General features: G+C 70.4%; 11 protein-coding genes. 2 read left to right on the top strand and 9 right to left on the bottom strand.

Annotation, left to right across the window (positions count from 1 at the left end):
- Window positions 1-126: 126 nt before the first annotated feature.
- From LzC2_RS22790 to LzC2_RS07405, 6 genes are all read right to left on the bottom strand, one after another.
- Window positions 127-2,232, bottom strand: coding sequence for a HEAT repeat domain-containing protein (locus LzC2_RS22790; RefSeq protein WP_171185388.1), 2,106 nt, complete (start codon window positions 2,230-2,232; stop codon window positions 127-129).
- Window positions 2,229-14,714, bottom strand: coding sequence for a DUF1583 domain-containing protein (locus LzC2_RS07425; protein WP_171185385.1), 12,486 nt, complete (start codon window positions 14,712-14,714; stop codon window positions 2,229-2,231). Before LzC2_RS07425 ends, LzC2_RS22790 begins: the two co-directional genes overlap by 4 nt.
- Window positions 14,715-14,951: 237 nt before the next feature.
- A complete protein-coding gene (locus LzC2_RS07420; RefSeq protein WP_171185384.1) occupies window positions 14,952-16,838 on the bottom strand; it encodes a metallophosphoesterase in 1,887 nt (628 codons plus the stop codon).
- On the bottom strand, window positions 16,835-18,157 hold the full coding sequence (locus LzC2_RS07415) for a TIGR03364 family FAD-dependent oxidoreductase (RefSeq protein WP_171185382.1): 1,323 nt from the start codon (window positions 18,155-18,157) through the stop codon (window positions 16,835-16,837). Before LzC2_RS07415 ends, LzC2_RS07420 begins: the two co-directional genes overlap by 4 nt.
- Window positions 18,158-18,218: 61 nt before the next feature.
- Window positions 18,219-19,193 carry a DUF1559 domain-containing protein gene (locus LzC2_RS07410; protein ID WP_171185380.1) on the bottom strand — a complete coding sequence of 325 codons (975 nt, stop codon included), beginning with the start codon at window positions 19,191-19,193 and terminating at the stop codon, window positions 18,219-18,221.
- Window positions 19,194-19,286: 93 nt separating this feature from the next.
- Window positions 19,287-19,754: a hypothetical protein gene (locus LzC2_RS07405; RefSeq protein WP_171185378.1), complete on the bottom strand. Its 468-nt coding sequence runs from the start codon at window positions 19,752-19,754 to the stop codon at window positions 19,287-19,289.
- A gap of 227 nt (window positions 19,755-19,981) precedes the next feature.
- Between LzC2_RS07405 and LzC2_RS07400 the strand changes: the two genes are divergently transcribed.
- Window positions 19,982-21,220: an AraC family transcriptional regulator gene (locus tag LzC2_RS07400; RefSeq protein WP_171185376.1), complete on the top strand. Its 1,239-nt coding sequence runs from the start codon at window positions 19,982-19,984 to the stop codon at window positions 21,218-21,220.
- Between the two features lie 341 nt (window positions 21,221-21,561).
- Complete coding sequence (locus LzC2_RS07395; RefSeq protein ID WP_171185375.1) at window positions 21,562-23,136, top strand: type IV secretory system conjugative DNA transfer family protein; 1,575 nt, start codon at window positions 21,562-21,564, stop codon at window positions 23,134-23,136.
- A gap of 45 nt (window positions 23,137-23,181) precedes the next feature.
- Here LzC2_RS07395 and LzC2_RS07390 read toward each other — a convergent pair whose 3' ends face one another.
- From LzC2_RS07390 to LzC2_RS07380, 3 genes are all read right to left on the bottom strand, one after another.
- Complete coding sequence (locus LzC2_RS07390) at window positions 23,182-23,745, bottom strand: type 1 glutamine amidotransferase domain-containing protein (protein ID WP_171185373.1); 564 nt, start codon at window positions 23,743-23,745, stop codon at window positions 23,182-23,184.
- Window positions 23,746-23,809: 64 nt separating this feature from the next.
- Entirely contained in the window at window positions 23,810-24,982 is a 1,173-nt protein-coding gene (locus tag LzC2_RS07385; RefSeq protein WP_171185371.1) for a zinc-dependent alcohol dehydrogenase, read from the bottom strand.
- 156 nt (window positions 24,983-25,138) lie between these two features.
- Window positions 25,139-26,581, bottom strand: coding sequence for a DUF1501 domain-containing protein (locus LzC2_RS07380; RefSeq protein WP_315854578.1), 1,443 nt, complete (start codon window positions 26,579-26,581; stop codon window positions 25,139-25,141).
- Window positions 26,582-26,583 lie beyond the last annotated feature (2 nt).

Genomic DNA, 26,583 nt, shown 5'->3' with positions numbered 1-26,583 from the left:
CGTCGCCTCCGCGTCCTTCGTCGCTTGCGGTTTCGCGGGCGCCGAACGACTGGCGAGCGCCCGCGAAACCGCAAGCGTGCGATCGAAGCGACAGTACGATCGCCCCTTGCCAGTCATGGCGCGACGTCACTCCGGCATCTTCACGGCATAACGCACCGCGGGGTTCGGATCGTCCTTCAACCGGTTCAGAACTGGATCGTTCAGGGCGAGCGCCCGCAGTGTGATCGCGGCCGAGAGGCGAACCGTCGCAAACTCATCCCCGGCGAGCGCGTGCAGGGCGTCGCGCGACCGATCGAATTCCTTCGGGAATGACCGCAGCCACCGGGCGGCGGCGGCTCGGATGATCGGATCGGCGTCCGCCGCGGCAGCCAACAAGACCGGCAGCGAGCGCTCCGGCAGCCCCAGTTCGGCGACGGATTCCAATAGCTCGTCGCGGCGTGCTTGCTGCGGATCGCTCGCCGCGGCCAGAAGCGGTTCCGCATACGGTCCCGCGTCTGGACCGGACCATCCCAACAGGAAGAACGCCCATAGTCTCGCGTCGTTGCGTTCCCATTCGGGCGGCGGATCGCTCCATTCGCCCCGCGCGGCCGCGGCGACGTGCGGCAACGCCGCGGGACCGATCGCCAGCAGCGCGTCGGCCGCCTCACCACTGGTAACTTCGAGACCGCCGAGGTGACGACAGAGCGTCGGCGCCGCATCCGCCCCCGCGGGGCCGAGTCCTTCGATCGCTTCCGCGGCGAACCAGTTCAGTTCGAGTTCGTCCTCTTCGCCCTCCTCAAGCGTCGCCAGCACGGAGGGCAGCAGCGGCGCCGCCCGCTTGCCGAGCGACGCCGCGACTTCGTAGGCCTTCGCTTCCGGCTCGGTGTACTCCGTCGAATAACGCGGCATGCCGCGTTCGATCAGACCCCGCAGCGTGGGAATGAGCTTCGGATGATCGGGCGCCAACGCCGCGATCATCCGGGCGCCGGCGACGCGGCGCACGGGGTTCGGATCGCCCAGCAGCGGTTCGATCCGCGGCACGAGGCGCTTCGCCGCCGGGCCGAGGGCGGCGACGGCCTCGGGGTCGATCAGCAGACCGTCGTTCCACTCATCGTCCGGATCGGGCGTCCAACGTTCGACGAACAGCCGTTCGCCCAGCAGCGCCGCGGCGGCCTGTGCGGAGGGTTCGTGCTGCGCCGCCAGCCGGGCCAGCGGGGCGATCGCACCGTACGCCCGCACCTTCTCGGGCGCCGGCGGGACGAACACCCCCAGCACGCGAACCGCGTGGGCCGCGCTACGGTCGGCGTGCGCCGGGAACTCCAAGAGCGCCTCCGCCGCCGCGGAGACGACCGGCTCCGTGGTCCACAGGTGGGCGGAGGTTCCCACGTAGTACGGCTTCGTATCGATCAGCGCCCAGAGCAGGACGTCGAGGACGTAATCGGTGAGGTGAATCTCGCCGTCTGGATCCAGCGTTTCGTCCGGCGGAGGGAACCGTTCCGGCCCGGCTTCGAGGCGGATCGCGGCGAGCGACTGGGCGGCCCGCGCCCGCACGTTCGGATCGCTGTCCGAGCGAACCGCCGACGTGAGGACGAACACGGCTCGATCGGTCGCGGCGGCGCCCAGTTCTCCCAACGCGACGACGGCGTACGCCCGCTCCGTCCCTGCGGCGGGGTTGTCTCTCAGTGCGTTCAACGCCCCCAGCAACGCCGGCTCGGAGCGCCCGCCGGTCGGGTCGGCACGGGGCAGCAACGAGAGTAGTGCGGTCTCACCGCCCCAGACATCGTCGACGGACTCGTGGCGATCGCGCGCCGCGGCGACCTCCGCCTCCAACGCGGCGACGCGGTCCCACAAATCAGTGAGGAGCACCGCGGAGACGGCTTGCTCCTCCGGCGTCGAATCCCCGAACCCGATCAGTTCCCGCCGTGCCGCCTCGCCCGCGGCTCGCAGCGCCGGATCGTCCGCAGCGAGGGCCGCGAGGATCGCCGACACCGCGTCCGCCTCCATCGCGGCGACGGCCCGCAACATCACGTCTTCGTCGCCGGTCTCCATGAAGGTCCGGCCCCGCTCCGTCTCCGGGGCAGCAATTCGTTCGAGCAGCCTCGGGGCGAACTCCCGGGCGGCCGGGCCGCGGTCGGCCAACGCCTCCGCCGCCGCGATCCGGTCGTCCCGGTCCTCCGAGAACAAACCGGCGGGGGACGAATCGATCGTCGGCCCGGGCGGTAGTGCGAGCAAGCAGAGGGCGAGGGCCGTCACGGGGCGTCGTCTTTCTTCGGAACTTCCGTCGGAACCGCGGCGGGGACATCCGCCCAGTCGCCGGTGAGGGTGACGTTGCGGACGCGGGTCGCGCGGTCGCCGGACCAGCGGAACAGGCCGAAGGTGCGGCGGTTCGCGGGGGCGATGGGGCGTTCGTAGATCACCGTGCCGTCCAGCGAGAGCGTCAGGGTGTCCGCCTTCGCCCCGCCGGCCGGATCGGCGGCGGTAACCGTCATCTCGACCGTTCGCCATTGGCCGGAGGAGAGGTCCAGCGCGTCCGGGCCGCGACGGTTTGCGGGTTCGTCGATCAGCGCGTCGGCGGTGTGCGGGACGCGGTCTTGCGGACCGGCGGTGATCGGGTGCACCCGCACGCCGTCGTTCGTCAGCACGAAGGCGATCCGGCCCAGCGCCGCGTGCACGCCGGCTCGGTCGGCTTTCTTTCCGTCGGCGTCGGCCCCGTCAGCGTCGGCCTGATCGTGGAACTCGAACCGCACCGTCTCCGTGGCGGCGCTCAGCGGGCGGGGGAACGACAGCAGCGTCTCCTCGAACGCCCCGCCGGACGTCCCGCGGCTCTTCGCGGCGCCGTACAGGCCGTCCTCCTTCCAAGTCCAACCGGCGGTCGTGCGGGCGTTGTTCTCGTCGCCGTAGGCGTCGAGCCACCAATCGGGGATGCGGCCGCCGCTCGGAAGGAGGTTCACGGTCTCGGGCGTGTTCACGTCGCCGGTCAGCGCCAGCGCCCGCACGCCGCCGGCGTGATCGCCGCGGGCCTGCAAGGCGACGAACGGCAGCGGCGAATCGAATTTCTCCCCGCCCGCCGGCGTCCGCCACACCTCGCCCCCGGCCTGCTCGATCGCGGCGGAGAACCCGGCCGGGCCGAACGTTTGGGTGAGGTCGTAGGTCTTGCCTTCGACCTTCTTCTCCAGCTTCGGTCTGGCCCGCTGCTCGTTGAGGGAACGGACGTTGGCATGATCGCGGGTCGCTTCCAGCTGCGCCCCCAACCCGCCCAGCAGCACGTGGACGATGTTGAACCAACCGGCGCTCGGCTGCGCCGACAGCGTCAGCGCGTCCCCGTCAACCGCCGCGGCCGGTCGCACGGCGAACAGGCGGTCCCGCTCCCCGCCGGCGTGGTGGTCGACGCCGGCGCCGTCGGCCCCTTCCTCCGAGGCGTCGCTATCCGAAGCGGCGGTCCAGCGGGCGGCGGGCAGGCCGCGCTCGGCTTTGATCAGCGAGGCGTCCGGGGCGACCGTCCAGGCGGCGCCGAGCGGCTTCCCGCCGAGGGTATCCGCCCGGATGGCGCGGGCGTGCCGCTTCGGCAGCGTCCAGCTGCCGCCGAAGTTGTTCTGGAACGTTTGGCTGTACGCCCACGCCAGCCGCTGCGCGGCGTCGCGGGCGGCTTCGTTCTGCGGATCGGCGAGGAAGGCGTCGGCGAGGGCCCGGGCGGCGATCAGAATCGACTTCGCCCGCCAGTGCTCGGAGTCCTTCGTCAGCCCCTCGGCGTACTGCTCCAGATAGGCGACATGAGGTCCGAAGTCCCCGCCGTCGCGGGCCTCGATTGAGGCGAGGAACGACCGGCGCGTCGCCTCGTTCAACGGCACGTTGCCCGGGGTGCGGAGAGCGTAGGCCCGCAGATCGTCCAGTCGGCCGAGTTCGACGGCAGTGTCGACCAGCATGGCGGTCGGGCTGACCATCTTCCCGCCGGTCGGCACGCGGCGGCCGGTCGTCGGATTCTCGACGCCCGGAAGGTTCGTGCCGGGCGGCGGGTCCGCGGGGGAGTAGTCCATGTCGGTCCGCCAGTGCGGATCGACCGGCAGCGGGAGGACGAACTTAGCGAGCAACCGGAACCGCTCCTCCGCCGGCAACGCCGCCGCGGCGACGAGCAGTTCCCACGTGCCGAGGCTCACCTGCCCGTGACTGACCAACGCGACGTTCCGCCTGCCGGCCGCCTCGGCGAGCGCCCGGGCTTCGTCATCCAGTTCGGCAGCGGCCAGCGGATCCTCCTCCGCTTGAGAGAGAAACGGGGCGAGCAGCAGGTTCGCCTTCCAGGTCTCCGGCAACCGGTCCGGCCAGTCGCCGGAGAGGACCACGTTCCGCACCCGCGCCTCGCGGCCGGGGCTGGCGACGAGGCCGAACAGGCGATCCGGATGGGCGGCGCCGTGCGGCGTGTCGGCGCCGGCGGCGAGGTCGCGTTCCAACACCGGCGTGCCGTTCACCGACAGCGTCAGTCGCTCGGCGTCCGCCTCCAACGTCGCCGTGTTCCAGTCGTTCGGGATCAGCGGGACGGCGCCCAACGCCCCGGGCGCCGGGACGGTCGCGTGGGCGCTCAAGCCGCCGTCCTCCTCAAACCAGCCGGGCATCGCCCTGACGGGGAGGAACCGCAGCCGCACGCCCTCCGGGTCCAGCACGAAGCCGATCCGATCCAGGGAGGGAACCGCGGTCGCGACCGTGCCGACGGTGCGGAACTCGAACGAGATCCGATCGCCGTCGAACAGCGGGCGGTGATGCACGAGGCGTTCGCCGGTCGCCGGGCCGACGGCCTCGCCGTTCGCGGCGGACCAGCGCTCGGGACCGCTTTGGTTCTTGGTCTCCAGTCCCGGGCGCACTTCGGGATTGCGGCCGGTGGGTCCGAACCAGCCGTCGAAGCGATCGCCGGCCAGCAGATCGACCTCGCGGGGGATCGTCGGTTCGCCGGTCACCTCGACCGTGCGGAACCAGCACCGACGCCCGTCCGTGGCGGCCAGCCCGACGAACGGCGAGCCGGGCGCCGGCTCCGGGTCGGTCAGAACCACGCGCCCGCCGACCCGCAACACGGTTTCGTCCGGGCTGATGTCGAACAGGTAATGCTGCGTGGGTCCGCTCGGCAGCCACGGGGCGGGGCGTTCGGCGTACCGCGTGCCGCCCAGATCCCGCGCCCGATAGGTGTGGTTATGGGGGAAGGGCTCGTGAATCAGCCCGCCGTAGAGCGGGGCGCTTTCGGAACGGCTCCCGTGATTGGCGGCGACTCGCAGGCGGAACGTGCCGGCGAGGGGATAGCGGAACATCAGCAGATTGGCTCGCGCCGGTCCGGTGGCGTGGGCCGTCCCGTGCAGCAGAACCCAGGGCGGGCGGGCGTTCGGACCGGTGGCGTACGACCCCGGCGCCGCGGAGCGCCACATGCCGAAATCATTGGTGAGCGGCGGCGCCGCGGGGGCCTCGAGCGCCTTCGCCTCCGTTCGTAGCACCAGGATCACCGGACGAAACGGATCGCCGATCTTCCCGTTCTGGTTGCCCCAGGGTTCGGCGATCGCCAGATCCGCCGCGGCGGCGGTCCGATGCTCCGGCTGCCCCAGCGCGGCCCACGTCAGCGAGAGATTCGCGAGAAACGCCTGCTGAGCGATTTGGCGGTACTCGCTGGCGTCGTTCTGCACGGGTTTATCGGCGAGATCCGTGCGCAGCGTCGCGGCGGCGGCGAAGCCCGCGGGCACGTCCGCCGGCAACCCGGCCAGCAGCCGCAGCGTCGTCGACCGCATCGTGCCCGGCAGGTCCGTCATCGAAGCCGTCTTGTCCGAGTCCGCCCCGGCCGGCAGCGACCCGTCCGCCGCGGGGCGGGAGTTGTTCGTCGCGTTGATCTGCGCCGCAGCGGCAGCGAGTTCCGCCTTGGCGTTCTCCACAGCGGTCGTCGCATCGGCTTTCTCTTGAACCGCGGCGTCCCGCTTCGCTTGCGCCTTCGCCCGCAGGGCGTCGGCCCGGTCGAGGGCGAAGGCGAGTTCGTCCGTTCGTCCCGACGCCTCCGCCGCGGCGGCCAGCGCGAACAGCGTGCCGGTCAGCGGCGCGGGCGACCGATTCGTAGCTGTGGAGAGCGCACGAGCCGGGTCGGCGGGGCGACCGAAGACGGCGGGCGGGCCGTCGGGCGGGACCGTTCCCGCGAAGCCCCGTATCTCGGCCGTTTGCTGGTCCGCGACTTGGTCCCCCGCGGGCGCGGGTTCCGGGAAGGTCCAAGCGAGCAACGCGTCGAAGGCGTCGTCCGCGGGCATCGCCGCGAAGGCCCGGGCGAGGTCCGCGGCCAGCCGGTTCCGATCCAGGCGCGTGATGCCGCTTTGGTTGTCGAACGTCGGCAGCCGGTCGAGGTCTTCGATCCGTTCCAGCGCCGCGACCGCCGCGCCGCCGCGGGCTAACTCGTGGATCGCGTCCACGGTCGCATTGCGGAGCTGGCGAACCGGGTAATCGCCGCTGAAGTTGCGGTGTTGCTCGCGGGTCGCGTTGAGGTGATCGGCGAGGAATTCCTGGGCGGCGTCCGGCTTCCCGCGGGCGAACGCCTCGCGGGCCAGGCGGGTGAGGTACCAGTGGCTCACTTTGCCGTTGCCGTCGACGGCGCTCGCCCCGGCGAGCAGCGCGTCGTACGCCGGCGCCGGGGCGACGCCGGCGTTGAGGGCGGGCAGGGCGGCGTGGATCGCCATCTCCGCGTCCGCCTGCGTGCCGCCGCGGGAGACGTCCTCCGCGATCTTCGCCAGCCGCTCGGCGACGCCGTCGGTCTCCCCGGTCGCCAACGCCAACCGGACGTGCAGCAGATCGACCGCGGCGCCCGCCGAGCCGGCGGCGGAGCGGGTCGCCAGTCGCTCCCGGATCTCGCCCAGCGCCTCGGCCCGCGTCGCCCAGTCCAGCAGCGGGGTGAGCGCGTCGACGGGCGGGGCCGGACTGTTGGAGACGTTCGAAGTGCCGGGATACACGAACGCTTCCGTCGGCCGGGCGGTCGGCAGCACGATCTCCGTGAGCGTCGCGGCGACGGCGGCGGGGTCGGCGGCGGCGGCCTTCCAGGATTTGGACAGCTCCGCCAGATCGGAGGCGGCTTCGCTGTCCTGCAACGGCTGGCCGCCGCTGTCGTTCACGACGACGGGCGCGCCGAACATTCCGCCCGGAGGGCCGCTGTTCGATCCGCCGCCCAGCGGGGCGCCGCCGCCCAGCGTCTCGCGGACGGCCCGCAGGCTCAGCTCGGTCAGCCCCCGGTTGGCGGCGAGCTTCGCCAACTGCAACGCCCGCCGGGCCCGCGGGCCGGTGGTGACGGGGATGATCCGTTCCTGATCCGGCTCCCAGTTCGGTTCCGCCGGCGCCGCGAGCATCGCGACCAGCAACGCCCCCCGCACCCCCGTCGTGGGGAACGCAGCCGGGGGGAACGCAGCCGGGGGGAACGCGGCCGGAGGGAACAGGATCTGGGGGAACGCCGCGGCGCCGGCCTCGCCCGGCGGGGCGCCGTCTGCGGACAGGTCGCGGTCGAGGATGTCGCCCAGCAGCTTGGTCCATTGCTTCTCCGCGGCGGCGCGATCGTCGCGTTCCACCGCCATGCTGCCGGCGGAGATGCGCATCGCGATCCGCCACGCCGGGTCGGACAGTTCGTCGGCGGCGGCAAGGGCGGCGTCCATCAGGGCCTGGCCGTCCTCCCGCGTCTCCGGATGCTGCACGGCTTCGATGCCGGTCAGCCACCAGGCGCCGATCGACTCCGGCGTCGGGCCGCTCTCGGCGGCGGCGTCCTCGCCCTCGTTCTCGTTCACGTTCTCGGCGGCGGCGGCGTGCAGGGAGGCGTCGTTCGGCCGGATCGTCGCGTACTCGTCCAGCGCCTCCCGCAGTTCGGCCAACCGCGCCGCCAACGCCGCCTGATCGACGGGGGCGGGGTCCGCGTCTTCTTGAGCCTCTATCACCTCTTCCAGCACGACGACCTGCGGCGCCGCCGCGGCCGGCTGCGGGCTGAACAGCGTGGCGACCGCCGTCGCGATCAGCCCGCTCCAACTGGTCGCCTTCACGGGGACCGCCCGGGCGGGCACGACCCGGGCGGCCGGGACGGGGATGGCGGGCGATGCTCGGACCACCATCCCGTTGGCGAACGGATCGCCGCCGTTCGCCTGTCGGCCGTCGGGCACGGCGGTCAGGGCGGCGATCAGGCCGCTGGTCACCTTAGCGTCTTTGATGTCGTCGCCGCCGTCGGTCGCGGCGAGGAGCAAGTCGAGGACCGGTTCGGCGTCCGGTTCGTTCCCCGCTTCGATCGCGGCCCGCTCCGCCTCCAGCCGCGATCGCAGATCGTCGGCGAGGGCGGCGGGGGTGAGGGCCTTGTGCACCTCCTTCGTCGCATCCTGCAACTGCCGCAGGTCCCACGATCCGGAGGTCATCCCCGCCCGGGCGACGCCTTCGGACTCCGCGTGGCTCAGCACTCGCAGGGCGTCCAGCGGGTAGCCCATCTCCGCGAGCTGCCGGCCGATGCCCGTCCAGCTTTGGACGTTCTGTCGAGCGACGTACTGCGGGTTGTTGTAGCTGAAGGACTGGAACGATTGGTTGCTGAAGTCCGGTTCGAACACCGTCTTGAGCAGCCCCTGCCGGGCCTCTTCCTTCGCCCCGGTCTTCACCAGCAACTCGTTGAGGCGGCGCTGCGGGGAGTACTCGTAGCCGTTGCCGGAGTAGGGGGTGTTGGCGTTCGTCTCGACGGCCCGCCGCATTAGGGCGAGGGACAGATCGGACAGCTCGTCGTCGCCGAGGTGTACGCTCAGCAGCCAGGCGCCCTGTCCGCTGGGCTGTTCGTCCTTCGGCAGGGCGAGCAGCGTTTCGACCTCCTTGCGGGCGTCGTCGTAGTTCCCGGCTTTGGAATGAGCGGAGGCCAGCAGCCCGCGGCCGGGATGCCAGTCCGGGTGCTTCTTCACCTCGGCGGCGATGCGTTCGGTGAACGCCTGCAGTTCGCCCCGTTCCTGGGCCGCGTCCAGCACCAGCCCGGTCAACGATTGCGGGTTCGTGGACCACATCCGCACGTTCGAGAGCTGATCCCAGCCGGGCCGGCCCGTCTTGCCGAGCAGTTCGTCCACGGCGAACTGGTAGACGCCGTCGGCGCCCATCAGCTGGCCCTGATGGACGGACTGGAACAGCATCTGCCGGGACTCCGGGTGTCGATCCCAGATCGACTTGAACGCCGCGACGGCCGGGTTGGGCTTCGGATCCGCTGAGTCGTCGGCCGATTGGTCTCCGGGCGATTGGCTGCTGCGGGCTTGATTGTCGAAGTTCGACAGGGCGTTCGAGATGATGTTGGTGATCGCGTAGCTGTTCCCCCCCCAGTCGGCGGGGTCGGTTTTGCCGACCGCTTCCATCAGCGCGGGAAGCCGTTCGGCCTGCTGGAAGGCCCGCTGAACCTCGTAGTAGTCGTTGGCGATCATCGAGGGATCGGCGGCGATCACCTTCTCGTACATCTCCGAGGCCGCTTTGCTGTCGCCGGAGCGGGAGAGCCGCTGGCCGGCGGCGTACAGGGCGCCGGGGTCGTTGCCGTCGGGGCGATCTTCCTTCAGCAGCGCCTCCGCCTCGTCGCCGCGGTCGGCGGCGACCAGCAGGCCGATCAGATCGCTCCGCACCCGCTTGGAGTTCGGGTTCCGCTCCAGCTTCGCCCGCAGGTCGGCCAGCACGGGGTCCAGTCCGCCGACTTCCTTCAACATCCGCACCGCGGCCTCCCGGGCGCTCTCGGCTTCCCGCTGGGCGCTGGTGGTTCCGCGGCCGGGTTGAGGTTGGGGGGCGCGCACGTTGGCGAGGATCGACCGGGCGATCTCCGCGGCGACTTCGTCGTCGCCGCGACGGCGGTACAGGTCCATCACGCCGGAGAGCGTCGTCGCGTCGTTCCCCCCGCCGCGGCGGACCCGGGCGAGCACCGCGGCGGCCCGATCGCCCAGCCCCAGCCGCTGCATCGAGCGGGCCAGTTCGAGCTGTTCGCCGTTGTCCAGCCGCAGGCCAAACAACCGCTCCGCCGCGGCCCGCGCCCGATCGAGGTCGCCGGCTTGGGCGGCGGTGCGCAAGGCGAGTAGTTCGCGGTCCCGCAGTTCGTCCGGATCGGCCGGCTCCGCGGCGTCCAGCAGGGCGAGACCGGCTTCCGCGTCGCCCCGTTCGATCAGCGCCGCGGCGGTCACGCGACGCAGCGCGGCGTTCTCCGGGGCGGCCTCCAACGCCCGCTGCAACCCGTCGACGGCGCCGTCCACGTCGCCGTCCCATGCTTCCAGGCAGGCCAAACGCAGCAGGTCATGCCAGCGGTGCGGGGCGTCCGGCCGTTCGGCTCTGGCCTTGAGATGTTCGATCAGCGGGGCGTCGTCCCAAGGGGTCAGTGCCTCGGCGCCGCTTTCCCCGACGACCGGCTCGCCGGAGTCCCCCCCCGATTTCTTCATCAACGGTTTGAGCTGGTCCGGCTCCCGGAGCCAACGCAACTGCGAGTACAGCAGGGTGGCTTGATCGTCCAGAATCGGGGCGGCGGGCGGCGGGAAGCTGGCCCCCTGGGAGGATTGGCTGATATTGCCGTCCGGCCGGACGATCAGCAGGCGCTGCGCGCGTCCCGCGGTGGAGGAGCCGGTCGAGCTTTGGGCCGCCAGTTCGGCGGTGGCGTCAGCGTGGGCGTCCAGCACGGCGAAGGCGCCTTTCAAATCCCCGGCGGCGGTCCGCTCGCCGACGATCCGACCGAGCGTGTAGGCGTTGGGGACGGCCCGCGCCCGATCTTTGACGGGCAGGGCGGCGGCGCGTTCCAGCAGCGTCAGCACGGCGTCCGACTGTTCGAGCGACGCCAGCACGCTCGCGGCGGCGCTGATTTCGTCCGGTTCGACGGCGCCGGCGAGCAGCTCCGCGACGCGGGCGTCCGCGGCCTCCTGCTTGCCGGCTCGTTTCAGTTCCTGAATCAGTAACCGTTCCATGTAACTGGGCGGCATCCCGGCGTTCGCCCCGTCCGCCTTCACCCGATCGAGGGAGGCGGTGAGCAGATCCAGCTCCTCGTCCGACAGCGGGTCCGGTTCGATCTGCTCGCCGTTGGAAGGATTCCGGCTGCGCTGGGTCAGCGATTGCAGATAGACGTACGCCGTGCCCGGCTCGGCGCCGTCCCGCCGAACCAGCCGCATCGCGAGCCCCTGCAGGAGATCCGGGAGCCGATTGTTGAGGGCGGCCGGAACCCCCTCGAACTGCGGGCCGACGCTGGCGAGGAACCAGGCGTCCCACAGTGCCTCGACGGTGGGCGTCGCGTCCTCGGCGAACAACGGCGGTGCGGCGGCGGGCGCGGCCTCGTTCGATTCCTCAGGCAGCAGCACGCCGGCGTCGGCGAACACGGCTTTGGCGAAGTCGGGGTCGCGTTTGGCGAGCCACCCCTCGGCCAGCAGGCGGGCGGCGCCGTAGTCGTCCGGTTCGATCGTCAGCTTGGCGCCCATGCCGGTGGAGGGGCGGCCCGACAGACCGAGCACGCCGAACCCCATGCTCGCCGTGCGGATCCGCTGGATCGGCGCCGGCATCGCCCCCACGCCGATCGTGCGGCCCGCGGTGCGGCCGCCGCTGCCGGCGCGACGGGAGCGACGGCGTTCCTCCTCCGCCTGCTTCGCCGCGGAGAGCGTGTCGTGCGGCAGGTCCAGCTCCCACACCCGCCGCAGGGCCGCGTCCGCCACGTCCGGTAGGGAGACGGGAAGCCCCTCTCTCTCTGACTCGTCGACTTCGTCGTCCAGCGTGATCGAGACGGGCCGTTGATCGATCTCGTCGCCGGTCGCATTGACCGCGGCGGCGGCCAGACGCACCAGCAACTCCCAATCGTCGCCGTCGCGGACCAAACCGGCGTCGGCCAGTTGGAAGGCGAGTCCTTCGCGGCCGGCCTTCAGCAAGGCGTCGATCGCCCGCACCCGCTCCACGGGGTCCGTCGTGCCTCCCAGCAGGTCGAGGTAGAACCGCTCCGCGGCCTCGGCGTCGCCGGAGGCGGCGAGCATCCCCGCCAGCCGCATGCGTTCGGCCGATTCTTCGCTGAGGTCCACGACCCGCTTCTGATAGGCGATCGCATCGTCGATCTCGCCGGCGCTCTCGGCCAGCGTGGCGAGCCGCGCCAGCAGCGTGGTGTCCTTCGGATCGCGGGAGAGCAGCGGTTCGAGCGCCCCGCGGGCCGCCGCCGGGTCGTCCGCGGCGAGGTGGGCTTCGGCGATCAGCAGCGCCGTTTCGCGGTCCGGCTCGTCGCCGGGCCGCGGACCGCGGGGGCCGGCGGCGGTGCGCTCGAGCTTCTCCAGGAACGGGGCGAACCGACCCTGTCGGCGGGCCAGTTCGGCGAGCCGGCGGACCACGAGTCCCTTGTCGTCGAAACCGTCCGCCGCCGCGAACGCCCGCCACAGCAACTCGACCGCTTCGTCCGTGCGAAACCGATCCGCCAACGCGGAGGCCAGTTCCAACAACGGACCGGGATCGCGACCCGCGGTGCGGGCGGCCCGGCGGAGGGCGTCCAGACCGATCTCTTCTTCCCCCACGCGGAAGGCGACCCGCGACAGGAACGCCAGCCCGTCCGGGTTGCCGGGGGCGCCGGCGACGACCTCGCGGGCGGTCCGCAGGGCTTCGACCCGCTGCCCGAGTCGCAGCTGCAATTCCGCGACGCGGATGAGGTGTTCGGCCCGGCGTTGGCGGTCGATGTCGGCCAACCGGCGAGCGGTCGTCGCGGCATCGGCGACCCGACCGGCCCGCTCCTGCATCTCCGACAGCGTCATCAGCGCCGTCGGGTCCGCGGGGGCGAGCTTCACGGCCTCCGCCGCGGCGTTCGCCGCCCCCGTCGCATCGCCCGCCGCGTCGCGGTACAGCGCGAGCCGCAGCCGCACGTCGGCCTCCTTCGGGTCGTCGATCGCCTGCTGTTCCAGCGCGGCGATCCGCTCGGCCAGCTTGCCGGCGGCTTCGTCGGCGTCGATCGCGGCGTTCAACACGGCCCGGCGTTCCTCCGGCGTGACGGCGAGCGCCTCCGCTTTCGCGATCTGCGTCTCGGCCGCGGCGGCGTTCTCCGCCCGCACGAACAGTTCGGCGAACCGCATCCGGTCCGCGAACTCCAGCGTGCCCGCGGTCGGGTCGGCGCCGGATTCTTTCACGTCGAGCGCGTCCGCGGCGGCGGCGGCCTCGGCGGCGCGGTCGTCGTAGCCGAACCCGCCGAACACCTCCGACAGCCGGGCCAGCGTCTCCACGGAGCGTTTCCCGCCCGCGGCCAAGCTCTCCCAAACGGTCACCGCCTCCTCGGACTCGCCCAGGATGTGCAGGTACTCGCCGAGGTACTCCACGTATCGCGGGTCTTCGGGGGCCAGTTCGATCGCCTGTCGATACAGCGCCTTGGCGGGCTCCTTCGCCCCCGCCTGACGCAGCCAGTCGGCGACCTGAGTGACGGCGACCGGGTCGTCGGACTGATCCGTCAGCAATCGCCGCCAGACGGCCTCCGCCTTCGCCAATCGCTCGTCGTCGGACAGTGAGGGGTCGTCGAGGTAGATCGAACCCCAGTCCCGCAGCGTGTCCGAGTCGCCGGGGGCCAGGCGGTTCAGTTCCTCGAACTGCTTCGCGGCGCCGGCGTAGTCGTCGGACCGCAGCAGCTGATCGACCAGCGCCCGCCGCAACCGGCCGTCGCCGGGCGCCTTCTCCACCGCTTTCTCCAGCCAGTCGCGGGCCTCCGCGGTGCGGCTCTGCCGATCCAGCAGTTCGCCCAGCCGGGCCATCGCGGCGACGTCTTCGGGATGATCCTCCACCCAGCCTTCGTAGTAGGCGGTGAGGCCGGCGAGGTCGTCGGTGCGGAGGAACGCCCGTTCGATGCCGCTGCGGACTTCGCGGAACAGCCAGCTGTCCGGGTTGAGGTTCGCCAGCAGCTTCTCGAAGTCCGCGACCGCTTCGTCGTTGCGGCCGGCCCGCACCTTGAGGGAGGCGGCCTTCAAACCGAAGGCGACGCGGCGGTATTCGTCGGTGGTGTCCGCGGCGAGGGCGTCGTAGCGGGCCAGGGCGCCTTCGAGATCCCCCTCCGCCTCCAGCACGGCGGCGATCTGCTCGCGGACGGCGTCGTCCCCGGGGAACTTTTCGATGAGGCGATCCCACACGGCGTCGGCCTCCTCCGCCTGGCCGCTGCGGGTCAGCACGCGGCCCAACCCGCTGAGCAGGTCCGGCAGGTCGCGGCGGGAGGGATCGCGGGCGAGGGCGGCTTCGTACGCCTCCGCGGCTTGGGCGTGCCGACCGGCGAGGGCGTACGCCTCGGCGAGCCGGGCGCGGGGGTTCGGATCGTCGGGGGCGCGTTCGGCGGCTTGCTCGAAGGCGGCGACGGCCTGCTCGTCGTTGCCGCGGCGGGCTTCGATCAGACCGAGAATCGCCGGGGCCGCGGCGTCGGCGGGGTTCTCCTCGGCGCGGGTGCGGAGACGCTCGGCGAGGGCGGCCAGCTCGCCGCGCTCGGCGAAGAAGGCGTAGGCCCGATCCAGCGCCGTGCCGGGGCGGGGGTTGCGTTCGAGCAGGGAGAGGAACCGCTCCGCGGTCTCGCGTTCCTTCTCGATCTCCGCCGATTCCGGAGCGATCCCGGGATCGTCCGGCGTCGCGTCGCCGACGGCAGCCGGCGGGTCGTCCTGCCGGGCGATCGCGGGGAGCGCCGCCAGCAAGGCCAGGGCGCCGACCGCGGCGGAGGCGAGGCCGACGCGCACGGCAGTCGCGGGGCCCGCCGATCGCAGCGACAACCGACGAGCCGACCGAAGGGGAGAGGACGCCATTTCCGAGCGTTCCGACAGGGGCTGGGAGGGGAACCGGCCCGCGCAGCGTCCTCATTCAATCTGGACGCCACATACGTATCGGGACGGTCCGATCATCGTCCGGGGCCGCGTGCGGCGTGTCCACTGCCGACGCATCGGGGCGCTCGGTCCGTTCGCGAGTCCGTCCAGCGTCCCGGACGCTTCAAGCGTCCGGGACGCTGCGTTCGTGGTCGGTCGGGTGGCTGACTTCTCGGACGGTCACTCGGCCTCGGCTCGCGCCTCGGGCTGCGGAGCTTTGCGAATCACCAGCCGATCGAAGGGGACGCCGTCGAGGGCGTAGGCGGTGAACTCCAGCGTGCCGCCGTTTACTCGCACCATGCAGAAGTGATGGCCGCGGCGGACCGTGTTCTGGAACGACGGCCGGATCGGGCCGGGCGTCTCCAGCGGCCCGCCGCCGCCGCCGGTGATCATGTACACGATCCCGTGCCGCTCGACCGGGCGGCCCGCTTTGATCGGCCAGGTGCGTTCATAACTATGAATGTGCCCGTTCCAGACGATGTCCACGCCGTGCTTCTCATAGAGCGGCGTGAGCTGGCGAATCCGGTCGTCGCCGCGAGTGGAGACGTTCGACTTCCACAGGTCGCCGTAGTCGTTCTCGTCCGAGGAGTACGGCGGGTGATGATGGCAGACGATCTTCCACCGGGCCGTCGAACCGGCGAGCGCCTTTTCCAGCAGCGGGTACTGCTCCGAGTCCGGGCCGACGTTGCGGTTCGAATCGACCATAAAGAACTCCGCGTTGCCGTAGCGGAACGTATAGAACCACTCCGGGTCCGGCAGGCTGACGTAGTCGTAATAATTGCGAGCGTCCTGCTCGTGATTGCCCAGCACCGGATAGAACGGGGCGTAGCGGATCAGCTCTTTCATCCCCGGGAAGAAATGCTGCGTCCAGTGTTCCGCGTTGGAACCCGTGCTCACCAGATCGCCCGGGTGCAGCACGAAGCTGGGGCGATGCTCCCACGCGGCGGCGGCGATCTGGCCGGAGACCTGCGGATTGCCCTGGGTGTCGCTGATGACGGCGAAGGCGAAGGGGGTGTTTTCCTTCACCGCGGTTTGAAAGGTGGAGACCTCCGTGGCGACGGTCGCCCCGCCTTCGATCGTCGTTTCGGTCCGATAAAAATATTGCGTCTCCGGCTTTAATTCCGTGAGGCGAATCTCGTGGATCTCCCGCCCCGCCTCGCCCTCGACGCGGTGCGGGCACTCGGCGGTCTCGCCCCAGAGCACGGCACCGGTCGCGGGAATCGTGGAGCGCCACATGACCGTCATCCCGGTCTGCGTGCCGTATTGCAGATAGGGTTCGACCACCAACTTCAACGGCACGCCGGACAGATCCGCCGGCGCCGTGGTGAGGGTTTTCACGTCGGCGAAGTCATGTTCGACCCACTTTTGCTTCGCGGCGAGGCCGTACAGGCTGACGCTCCGCAGGCGGCCCTGGAGCCCGTGATGCTCGTTGCCGTCGCGGTAGGCGCCGAGGACGAAAGGCGACGCAGCGGCGTACCGCACGGGGCCGGACTGCTCCATCGATTCGGCGTCGAGCTGGCCGTTCACCCACAGCTGCATCGTTTTGCCGTCGTAAACGCCGACCACACGGTACAGCTTGCCGCGTTCATAGGGTGTTCTGCCTTTGAGATAGGTCAACGACACTCCATCGGCGCCGGCGATCGCGAAGGTGAAGGAGGTTTCGTCGTAGCCCAGCAGCCAGCCGTGTTCGTCCTCGCCGTCGTCGCTGATCGCCCCGACGATCCCGCCCCAACGAGTTGGGCGTTCGATCGAAACGGTCGCGGCGGCGGTCAGGGCGGCCGTCGGCAGCAAATCGCCGGCCGCGGCGACGGTCGGGGCGATCACGGCGCCGCCGGTCTCCGCGACGAACCGCAGCGCGGCGCCGTCGTCGGCCGATTCAACTGCGGCACTCAGTTCCGCCGGCGGGCCGAGCCGGGCCTTGAGGGTCTCGCCCTCCACCGCGGCGGCGTTCAACCGGTAATACACCAGCGGGTCCGGCCCGTCATGGGCGCTCGCCGGCTCGACGAGCAGCGACAGAACCGCGCCGAGCGCGGCGGCGAACAGGGGGCGAACGTTTGGGCGGCTCATCGCGGGAATCCTGTCAGGGCAGTCTGGGGAGCGGACGTCATCGATTCGGAGCGCGGGGCGTCCGAGCGCGGGGCGACCGACGGAATCGGTATCTCGTCCGTCGGCTCGTCGCCGGTCGTGGACGCGACGGCGGGCGGTTCGAACAGCGTCTCGGCGGCGCCCAGCGCCAGCGTCATGCCGTTCCCGCCGAAGCCGTTGAACAGCGTCACCCCCTCGGCGACCGGCTTGGCGAGGAACAGTTCGGTCGGGTGTTTGAGGTACACGCCGTGCCAGCGGCGGGCGATCTCCCAACTGGGCAGGCTCAGCATCGGCCGTAGTTCGCGGAGGATCAGGGCGTCGATCTCGGCGCTGTCGAACGGGCTGACGTCGTCGCCGTACTCGTGCGAATCGCCCAGAATCAGGCTGCCCCACGGGGTCTCGGCGGCCATCACATGCACGCCGAACCGGTCCAGTTCGGGCGCCTCAGCGGCGACGCGCGCGGCGAGCGCCGGCTGGGACGGGCAGGCCGCGAAGCTCTTGTAATGCCGCAGCGTCAGGCCGCCGGCGAGGTGCGGGCCGAACGGTTCGGCGCCGGCTTCACCGCCCCCTTCAAGCGGGGCCGTTTCGAGCATCTGCAATTTGCACTTCACCATCGCTTCGGCGGCGTGCTCCGCGGGGAACAGCGAGGCCGCCTCCGCACCGCCGGCGACGATGATCCGCTGTGCGGCGATCGTCTCTCCCCCCGCGATCGTGACTCGGCCGGAATCGACGGCGACGACGGGCGTGCCTTCGCGGAACGTCACGCCGTACTGCTGTTCCAACGCCGCCCGCACCCCGGCGATCGCCGAGGGCGGATGCACGCCGCACTCCGCCGCGGAGAACAGCCCGCCGATCAACCCCTCCGGGTTCGCCCGCGGGCTGCGTTTGAGCGTCTCCTCCGGCGAGAGCCATTCCGCATCCAGCCCCTCCGCAGCGGAGCCGGAGAGGAACTCCCGCATCACCGCGGCTTCGTCCTCCCGGTAGGCGGCGAACAACGAGCCGCAGGGGGTGCAGTCGAAGTCGCCGGCCTGCGCCAGCTCCTTCCAAATCGCCCGGGATCGCAGCGCCAACGAGCGCGCCCGGCCGGCGGGCTGTCCGACGGGCCAGATCATGCCGAAGTTCCGCACGCTGGCGCCGCGGGCCTTCGGGGTGCGCTCGAACAGGACGACCGATTCGCCCCGCTTCGCCGCGGCCAGCGCGGCGCCCATCCCCGCGATCCCCCCGCCGACCACCGCCACGTCGTACGAGTCGCGCGGCGCCCGACGAGCGGACGACGATGCCTCAGGAGGGGGAACGGTCATGGGCAGGTCTGAAGTCAAAAGGAGCCGAGGTCGAAGGGAGACGAAGGAGTCTGACCGGCGATCAGAACCCGTCGTCGATCACTTCGCCGCCTTTGCGGGTGCCGAGCGCGTTCCAGGTCGTCAGATCGATCGTCTCGCTGAAGAACTGGACGGAACCGTCCACCATACCCATCTGGGCGCCGCCGGAATGCTCGCTGGAAAAGCTCAATTCGTGCAGGTGTTCCGGGTCGGTGGAGGAGGCGCCGGGGACGACCTGATTAATGCCGACGCCGGTGGAGCCGAAGCACTCGGAGAGGTCGCGGAGCACGTCCACGTCATCGCCGCCGAAGTACCAATGGTCCTTGCGGACGTTCTCCGTGTCGGAGTCTTCGCGGCCGCTGAAGTCGAGGTCGGTGTCGGAGACGGCCTCGCCGATCATCACCGTGCTGACGGTCCCGTCCTTCACGTCGCGGAAGCCGATGCCGCTGTTGGTGAAGAAGATGCCGTTCCACAGTTGCTTGTTCGCCGCGGACGCCCCGTTTTGCAGGTTCAGGTCGTCGTCGATCGCGCCGGAGACCACGCCGATATAACTGGCCGGCACCCGCTCGGAGATCGCCCAGTTATCGCTGGAGCGGTCGAACTTATGTTCAGGCATCGAAGCGGACGGACAGCGGAAGGTCGGCAGCACGGTTTCGCACATTTGCACGCGATCCGAGGTGGAATCGCCGGCCGTGTTGCCCCAGTTATGTCCCTCGGACCACGGCGCCATGCGCTCGAACATATTCGCCTGATCCAACTGCGGCAGGATGCGGGCGCTCCACGCCGCCCCGTGGCTCTCCGCCCCGATCGGGAACCGCCGGTGGAGATCATGATAAACGTGCAGAGCCAGGCCGATTTGCTTCAAATTATTCTGGCACTGGCTGCGACGAGCCGCTTCGCGGGCCTGCTGCACAGCCGGCAGCAATAGGGAAACCAAAACCGCGATGATGGCGATGACCACCAGCAGTTCGATCAGCGTAAAACCGGACCGGGCGGACGCGGCGCGACGGACGTTCATGGGGAAGCCATTGAGAGGGGGGATAAGGCGGTCATAAAGACCGACGGGAGAAGAGACTGAAACTCGCCCGCGGCGGGGCGGTCTCGCGCGGCGTTATGCGGACAGATCCAGCAGGACGCCTTCGCCGGGAGCGGTGACGGACAACGGCGTCGTCGTCCGGTTTTGAAATTGCTCCGGCGCGATGTTCCGGAGCGGCGGGGCGCCTTCGTTCTGTTTCACGTCCGGGTCGGCGCCGGCCGACAGCGGACTCATAAAGCGTTCGACGGTCACCTTGTATTGACCCGCCGGCAGGCCGACGCCCGGCGCCGCCTCCGGGCCGACCGGCAGTGAAAACGTGCCGTCCGGTCCGGTGATCACGCTGGCGGACGCGCCCCCGACGGGGCCGTCCGCCTTCCAGAAACTCAATCGCACCCCGCCCCGCGGGTCGGTCCCTTCCACTAACTTACCCGTCAGCGGCACAGGGGCGGAATGACTCTCCCCGCTGCACCCGGCCCCGGTCGCCAACGCCAGACCGGCCAACAGGGAGGCGAGACGGACGGATCGAGTCAGGCGTCGCGGCATCGGGCGTCCTTCAAGAGAGTCAGGAGAACGGCGTGGGGCGAACCCTCGCTGCGGGGATGATGTTCTTCCCCGATGCGGTGTCCGGCGATGACGTTTTGCGGCAAACTCCCTGAGTGTTTTGGGGCGGCCTTGACGAAAGGTTCATGAAGAGAACGCACCCTGCTTCTCTTCCATGCATCGCCGCTTCGCCCGCGGCCCGCCGCGTTGCAGCCAAGGGTTTCTCTCGCATGTCCGCCCCGACCGATCTCCAGCGTGGCGATCGGTTGCAGCGTCGGGAGCGGGTGGCGGCGTTGGTGCACACCTCCAGCGAGTGGACGCGGCAGGTGCTGTTCGGCGTCGCGGAGTACGCCGCGGCGGGCGGTGGGTGGGATCTCTGGATCGAACCGCGCGGCTTCTACGAGAACCCCCGGCTCCCCGCGGACTGGCACGGCGACGGGCTGATCTGCCGCATGTCCAACCCGGAGGTCCGCGCCGCCGTCGAGCGAGCCGGCGTCCCCGCGGTGAACGTCAGTTGGGCCGGCGGGCACCGCCCGAACTGTCCGCAGGTGGCCTCCGACGAGGTCGCCTGCGGTCGGATGGCGGCGGAGTTCTATCTGAGCCGCGGGTTCACCCGGTTCGGCTTTGTCGGCCCCCCGCCCGGACAGGACTACACCGACGCCGTCGAACGCGGTTTTCGCGTGGGGCTGGGCCTGGACGACGGAACGGGCGGCGGGCGAACGCTCGCCGTGTTCCCGCATCCGCCGGCTTCGGACCGTTTGCACCTCGGAGCGGAGCGGGACCGCTTCCTGGATTGGCTGTCCGAACTGCCGAAGCCGGTCGCGCTGCTGGTGTGGACGACGAACATCGCCCATGAAATCGTCTGCCTCTGTCGGGACGCGGCCCTCCGCGGGGGCCGCGGGACGACCGCGGCGGCGGACCTGCGCGTGCCGGATCGCGTGGCGGTGCTGGCCGTCGAGTTCGATCCGCTGCTCTCGGCGCTCTCCCCGATTCCGCTGGCGTATATCGACCAATCGCCGCGGCAGGTCGGCCGCCGGGCGGCGGAACTGTTAGAGGCGATGATGCTCGGCGCCCCGCCGCCGGAGACGCCGATTCTCATTCCGCCCCGCCGCGTCGCCGAACGGCTGAGCGTCGATGCGATGCTGGAGGACGACCCGGAGGTGCGGCGGGCGATCGCGTGGATTCGCGCCCACGTCGGCCAGCCGATCGACGCCGCCGCGGCGGCCCGGGCCGTCGGGCTGAGCCGGGCGACGCTGGAGCGGCGTTTCAAGCAGGCGCTCGGTTCCAGTCCCGCCCGGGAGATTCGCCGCACGAAGCTGTCGCTCGCCCGGCACCTGCTGGGCGAAACCGCGTTGACGGTCGCGGAGATCGCCGACCGCACCGGCTTCCTCCACACGGAGACGTTCGCCCGGTTCTTCAAACGGGAGTCCGGCCAGACCCCCGGCGCCTTCCGCCGCCGCCCGGACTGACAAAACATGGCGTCCGATCAGCGGTAGCCCGAGGCGCGAGCCGAGGTTGTCACGCGTGGCAGGCTCACCCGTCCTCGGCTTGCGCCTCGGGCTGCCATGCGTGACGAACGCCGGGGCGCGGGACTCACGCGGAAAGCCGCGGCCGGCGGGAGAAACGGCAAAATCGAACGACTTTGACCGGGAAGCGCTATCCCCAGGTCGAACCAAGGTCACCATAGACGATGGCCGCCGCTCGCGGTCGCACCTCGAATCGGGGTGAGCGCCGACCGGCTTCGCCCTCCCGACCGCCGGTCTACGGTCGCCTCGAGGATTCCGCCTCGTCACCGGACCGCCTGCCGCCTGTGCCCGCTCGTCGTCGTACTTCCCCCCGCTCCCGCAAACAATCCGACGTTCCCGAATCCGATCCCGGCCTCCCGCTGGGGCGGGGCGCCGAACACGGCCGAGGGGTCGGCTTCCTCGCCGGCCGTCGCTCCGAAGGCGACCAAGACCTCGGCGGGCCGATCGTCTCTGACGGGGACGCTCACCTCGCCACCTTCGCCCCCACCGGCGCCGGCAAGGGCGTCTCCTGCGTGATCCCCGCGCTGCTGAGCCATCCCGGATCGGTCGTGGCGTTCGATCCGAAGGGGGAACTGTTCCGCGTCACCGCCCGTCGGCGGCGGGAGATGGGCCAGGACGTGGTCGTGTTGAACCCGTTCGGCGTGCTCTCCGAAGCCCGCGCAGACGGCTCGAAGCGGGGCGTCCGCAAGTCGACGGCGAGCAAAACGACCCGGGGTAAGAAGGCGGCGGGAACGAGCGATCTGGCGGACGCGGAGTTCGGCCGGCTCAATCCGCTGGACATGCTCACCCTGCCCGGCGCCGACGTCGAGACCGACGCCCGCGGGCTGGCGGCGTCGCTGGCGGCGGGCATGCGGGGCGTGAAAGACCCGTTCTGGGACGAGTCCGGCATCGGCGTGGTCAGCGGGTTGATCGCCCACGCGGCGACCCAGCCGAACCCGGCGGATCGCACGCTCTCCTGGGTGCACGAGCGGCTGCACTGCGACGACGTGGCCTACAACCTCGCCACGCTGCTGGACACCCAGGGCAAGTCGATGAACCGGTTCGCCTACCGGGAGATCGCCGCCTTCCTGCAGCACGCCGACGCCCAAACCCGTCCCGGGGTGCAGGCCACCGCGGCCAGCTATCTGAAGTGCCTCGCCGGCGGCCGCGTCCCGGAGTCCCTCGGCGGCCCCGCGTTCGACCTCCCCCCGGGGGACGACAAACCGAAGCGGGCTCCGAAGAGCGATTCCAAAGCGGCCGCGAAGACGAAGCCCGCCCCCGCCCCGGAGCCGCCCTATCCGCCGGGGTCGTCGAGCTTCGATCTGGCGGCGTTCGCGGACGGCCGGCCGACGACGATCTACCTCGTCATCCCCCCGCCGAAGCTGGACAGCCATCGCGGCCTGCTGCGGTTGTGGGTCGCGACGCTGTTGGAAGCGGTGATGAGCCGCGAGACAGGGCTGGCCGTGCCGACGCTGTTCCTGCTGGACGAGGCGGCGCAGCTCGGTCAGTTCCCGCCGCTCGAACGGGCGGTCACGCTCTGCCGCGGCTACGGCGCCCGCGTCTGGACCTTCTGGCAAGACCTCACGCAGCTCAAAGCGAGCTACCCGACCACGTGGCCGGGACTGCTGAACAACAGCGGCGTGAAGCAGGTGTTCGGCGTCCGCGGCGCCTTCGCGGCCCGCGGGTGGGCGGAGGTGCTGGACACCCCGATCGCCACGCTCCGCGACCTCGGGGCCGACGAGCAATTATTGGTGCTGCCCGACGGCGTCGAACGCCGGGCCGAACGCCTCGACTACCGCCGCGACCCGCAATTCGAGGGTCTATTCGACGAGAACCCCCGACACGCCCGCCAACCCGGCCCCCTGCGGCGGGTGCGGTAACCGGGCGGCCGTTGGCCGGGCGCCCGTTAACCAGGCAACGATCGGTCAGGCGGTCTGCTCGGCGTGTTTGCCCTCGGCGAACTCCTCGATCGCCTTGGCACAGAACGCGGGTAGGTCGTCCGGGTTGCGGCTGGTGACGAGGCCTTCGTCGCAAACGCATTCCTCGTCGACCCACTCGGCGCCGGCGTTCTTGAGGTCGGTCTTCAGGCTCGGCCAGGAGGTGACCTTCCGACCGCGGACCACGTCGGCTTCGATCAGCGTCCATGGTCCGTGGCAGATCGCGGCGACCGGTTTGTGCTGCTGGAAGAAGTCGCGAACGAACCCCACCGCCCCCTCGTCCGTCCGCAGCGTGTCCGGGTTCGCCACCCCGCCGGGCAGCACGAGACCGTGATAATCGCCGGCGGAGACCGCGTCGACGGTTTGGTCGACGGAGAACGTGTCGCCCTTTTCGTCGTGGTTCATCCCCTGGATCTCGCCGCTTTTGAGCGAGATCAATTCGACCTCCGCCCCGGCGTCTTTGATCGCCTGCCAAGGGTCGGTCAGCTCCACCTGCTCGAACCCGTCGGTCGCGAGAAAGGCGATGCGTTTGCCGGTGAGTCGATCAGCCACGTTGAAAACCTGCTTGAGTCAGTTGGGAGAATCAATCGTTCGACCGCGTCTTGAAACGCGGCGGCTACGGCTTCAAGACGACCTTGATGCAGCCCTCTTCGCGGGCCTCGAACGACTTGTACATCTCCGGCGCTTCGTCCAGCGACGCCCGCTGCGTGATGATGAACGACGGGTCGAAGCCGTCGTCCACGATCTTCTTCATCAGCGGCTCCAGATAACGCTGCATATGCGTCTGGCCGGCCTTCAACGTCAGGCCCTTGTTCATCAGGGCGTGCATCGGCACGCCGTCGACGGGGCTGGTGTACACGCCGGGGACGGACACCGTCCCGCCCTTGCGGCAACATTTGATCGCCTCGGCCAGCGAATACACGTGGTTCTTCGGAAGGTGGGCCGCCTCCCTCACGTCGTCCAGCGTCTCTTTCAGATCGTTGGCGGCGTGGGATTCGGCGCCGACGGCGTCGATGCAGCGATCGGGGCCGCGGCCGCCGGTCATCTCCATCAACGTCTCGTAAACGTCCTGTTTCTCAAAGTTAATCGTCTCCGCATTGCCGTGCTGGCGGGCGAGATCCATCCGGCCGGCGACGCGATCGATCGCGATCACCCGCTCCGCGCCCAGCATCCAGGCGCTTTGAATCGCGAACTGCGCGACCGGCCCGCAGCCCCACACGGCGACGGTGTCGCCGCCTTCGATGTCCGCGTTCTCCGCGGCCATATAGCCGGTCGGGAAGATATCGGACAGGAACACGACCTTGTCGTCCTCGATCCCGTCCGGCACTTTAATCGGCCCGACGTCGGCGTACGGCACGCGGAGATATTCCGCTTGCCCGCCGGGAAAGCCGCCCAGCATATGGGAGAATCCGAACAGCCCCGCGGGGGAGTGCCCCAGCGCCGTCGCGGCCTGCTCCGCATTGGGATTGGACTCGTCGCACAGCGAGAACAGCGTGCGTTCGCAGAAGAAACAGGAGCCGCAACTGATGGTGAACGGCACCACCACCCGATCGCCCTTCTTGAACTTGGTGATCGCCGAGCCGACCTCGACCACCTCGCCCATCGGTTCGTGGCCGATGATATCGCCGGACTGCATCGTCGGCATATAGCCGTTGTAGAGGTGCAGATCGCTGCCGCAGATGCCGGAGGTGGTGACCTTGATGATCACGTCCCGCGGATCCTGGATCTCGGGATCGGGGACGTTGTCCACCCGAACGTCGTGTCGGCCGTGCCAGCAAAGGGCTTTCATCGCTCTCGTCCTGAAAGGATATTTGGTTCCTGAACGCGGGCAGTCTAGACCCGGAGCGTTCACCCGCCCCCGGTCGATTCCCGGTTCCGGGCACGGGGGGATCGCGTCAAGACCCGCGATCCCCGCCCGCTTCAAATAGCGTCGAAAACGTCAGCCTCAGGCCAGTACTTCCTGCGCCACATGCCCGTGCACGTCGGTCAGGCGGAAGCGACGGCCCTGATAGCGGTAGGTCAGCCGTTCGTGGTCGATGCCCAGCAGGTGCAGCAGCGTGGCGTGCAGGTCGTGCACGTGGACGCCGTTCTCGGCGACGTTGTAGCCGAAGTCGTCGGTCGAACCGTGGCTCACGCCGCCCTTCACGCCGCCGCCGGCCATCCACATCGTGAAGCAGCGGGGGTGATGGTCGCGGCCGAAGCCGTTGGGCGTCAGCTTGCCTTGGGAATAGCAGGTGCGGCCGAACTCGCCGCCCCACACGACGAGCGTGTCCTCCAGCAAACCCCGTTGTTTGAGGTCCGTCAGCAGGCCGGCGGTCGGCTGATCGGTCTTGCGGCAGGAGTTGCGAATGGCGCCCGGCAGCCCGCCGTGATGGTCCCAGCCGGGTTGATAGAGCTGAATAAATCGCACGCCGCGCTCCGCGAGTCGCCGGGCCCGCAGGCAGTTCGCGGCGTAGGTCCCGGGGGTCGTCACCTCGTCGCCGTAGAGAGCCAGCGTGGCGGCGGTCTCCTGCGAAACGTCCGTCACCTCCGGGATGGAGGTCTGCATGCGGAAGGCCATTTCGTACTGGGCGATGTGCGTCTCCAGCGCCGGGTCCGCGGTGCGAGCGAGCCGCAGGCGGTTCAGATCCTGCAAGCCGTCCAGCGCCCCGCGGCGGGCGGCCCGATCGACGCCCGGCGGGCTGTTCAGATAGAGCACGGCGTCCTCGGAGGCCCGCAGCCGCACGCCGTCGAACTTGCCCGGCAGGAAGCCGCTGCCCCACAACCGCGAGACCAACGGCTGACCGCCGCGGTCCTTCGACACCAGCACCACGAACGCCGGCAGATCCTCATTCGCGCTGCCCAGCCCGTACCACAGCCAGGCGCCGGCGCTGGGGCGGCCGGGGAACTGGCTGCCGGTCTGCATCATCGTCACGCCGGGGCCGTGATTGATGGCCTCCGTGTGCACCGCCTTCAACACGCACAAATCGTCCGCCAGCTTCGCCGTGTGCGGGAGCAGTTCGCTGAACCACTGGCCGCTCTCGCCGTGACGGTGGAAGGCGAACGGCGACCCGACCATCGGCAGGCTGGCCTGATGGGCGCTCATCCCGGTCAGCCGCTGCCCGGCCCGCACGCTGTCCGGCAGTTCCTCCCCGTGCCGAGCGACCAACGCCGGCTTCGGATCGAACAGATCGATCTGCGACGGCGCCCCGGATTGAAACAGGAAAATGACCCGCTTCGCCTTCGGCGCGAAGTGCGGCCCGTTCTCGTCCGCGACCGCCTTCGCCGGGTTCAACAACGAACCCAACGCGATCCCGCCAAGGCCGTAGCCGAAGCGGTTCAGCACGTCGCGCCGAAGGCGAAGCGGGTCATTTTCCTGTTTCAATCCGGGGCGCCGTCGCAGATCGATCT

The sequence above is a fragment of the Alienimonas chondri genome (assembly GCF_013036045.1).
Taxonomy (GTDB): Bacteria; Planctomycetota; Planctomycetia; order Planctomycetales; family Planctomycetaceae; genus Alienimonas; species Alienimonas chondri.
Note: the sequence above shows the minus strand (reverse complement) of the source record. Positions and strands in the feature narration are given on the sequence as shown.

Coding starts and splice junctions, on each gene's coding strand:
- LzC2_RS07425 (WP_171185385.1), bottom strand. CDS start 14,714: ATGGCGTCCTCTCCCCTTCGGTCGGCTCGTCGGTTGTCGCTGCGATCG.
- LzC2_RS07420 (WP_171185384.1), bottom strand. CDS start 16,838: ATGAGCCGCCCAAACGTTCGCCCCCTGTTCGCCGCCGCGCTCGGCGCG.
- LzC2_RS07415 (WP_171185382.1), bottom strand. CDS start 18,157: ATGACCGTTCCCCCTCCTGAGGCATCGTCGTCCGCTCGTCGGGCGCCG.
- LzC2_RS07410 (WP_171185380.1), bottom strand. CDS start 19,193: ATGAACGTCCGTCGCGCCGCGTCCGCCCGGTCCGGTTTTACGCTGATC.
- LzC2_RS07405 (WP_171185378.1), bottom strand. CDS start 19,754: ATGCCGCGACGCCTGACTCGATCCGTCCGTCTCGCCTCCCTGTTGGCC.
- LzC2_RS07400 (WP_171185376.1), top strand. CDS start 19,982: ATGTCCGCCCCGACCGATCTCCAGCGTGGCGATCGGTTGCAGCGTCGG.
- LzC2_RS07385 (WP_171185371.1), bottom strand. CDS start 24,982: ATGAAAGCCCTTTGCTGGCACGGCCGACACGACGTTCGGGTGGACAAC.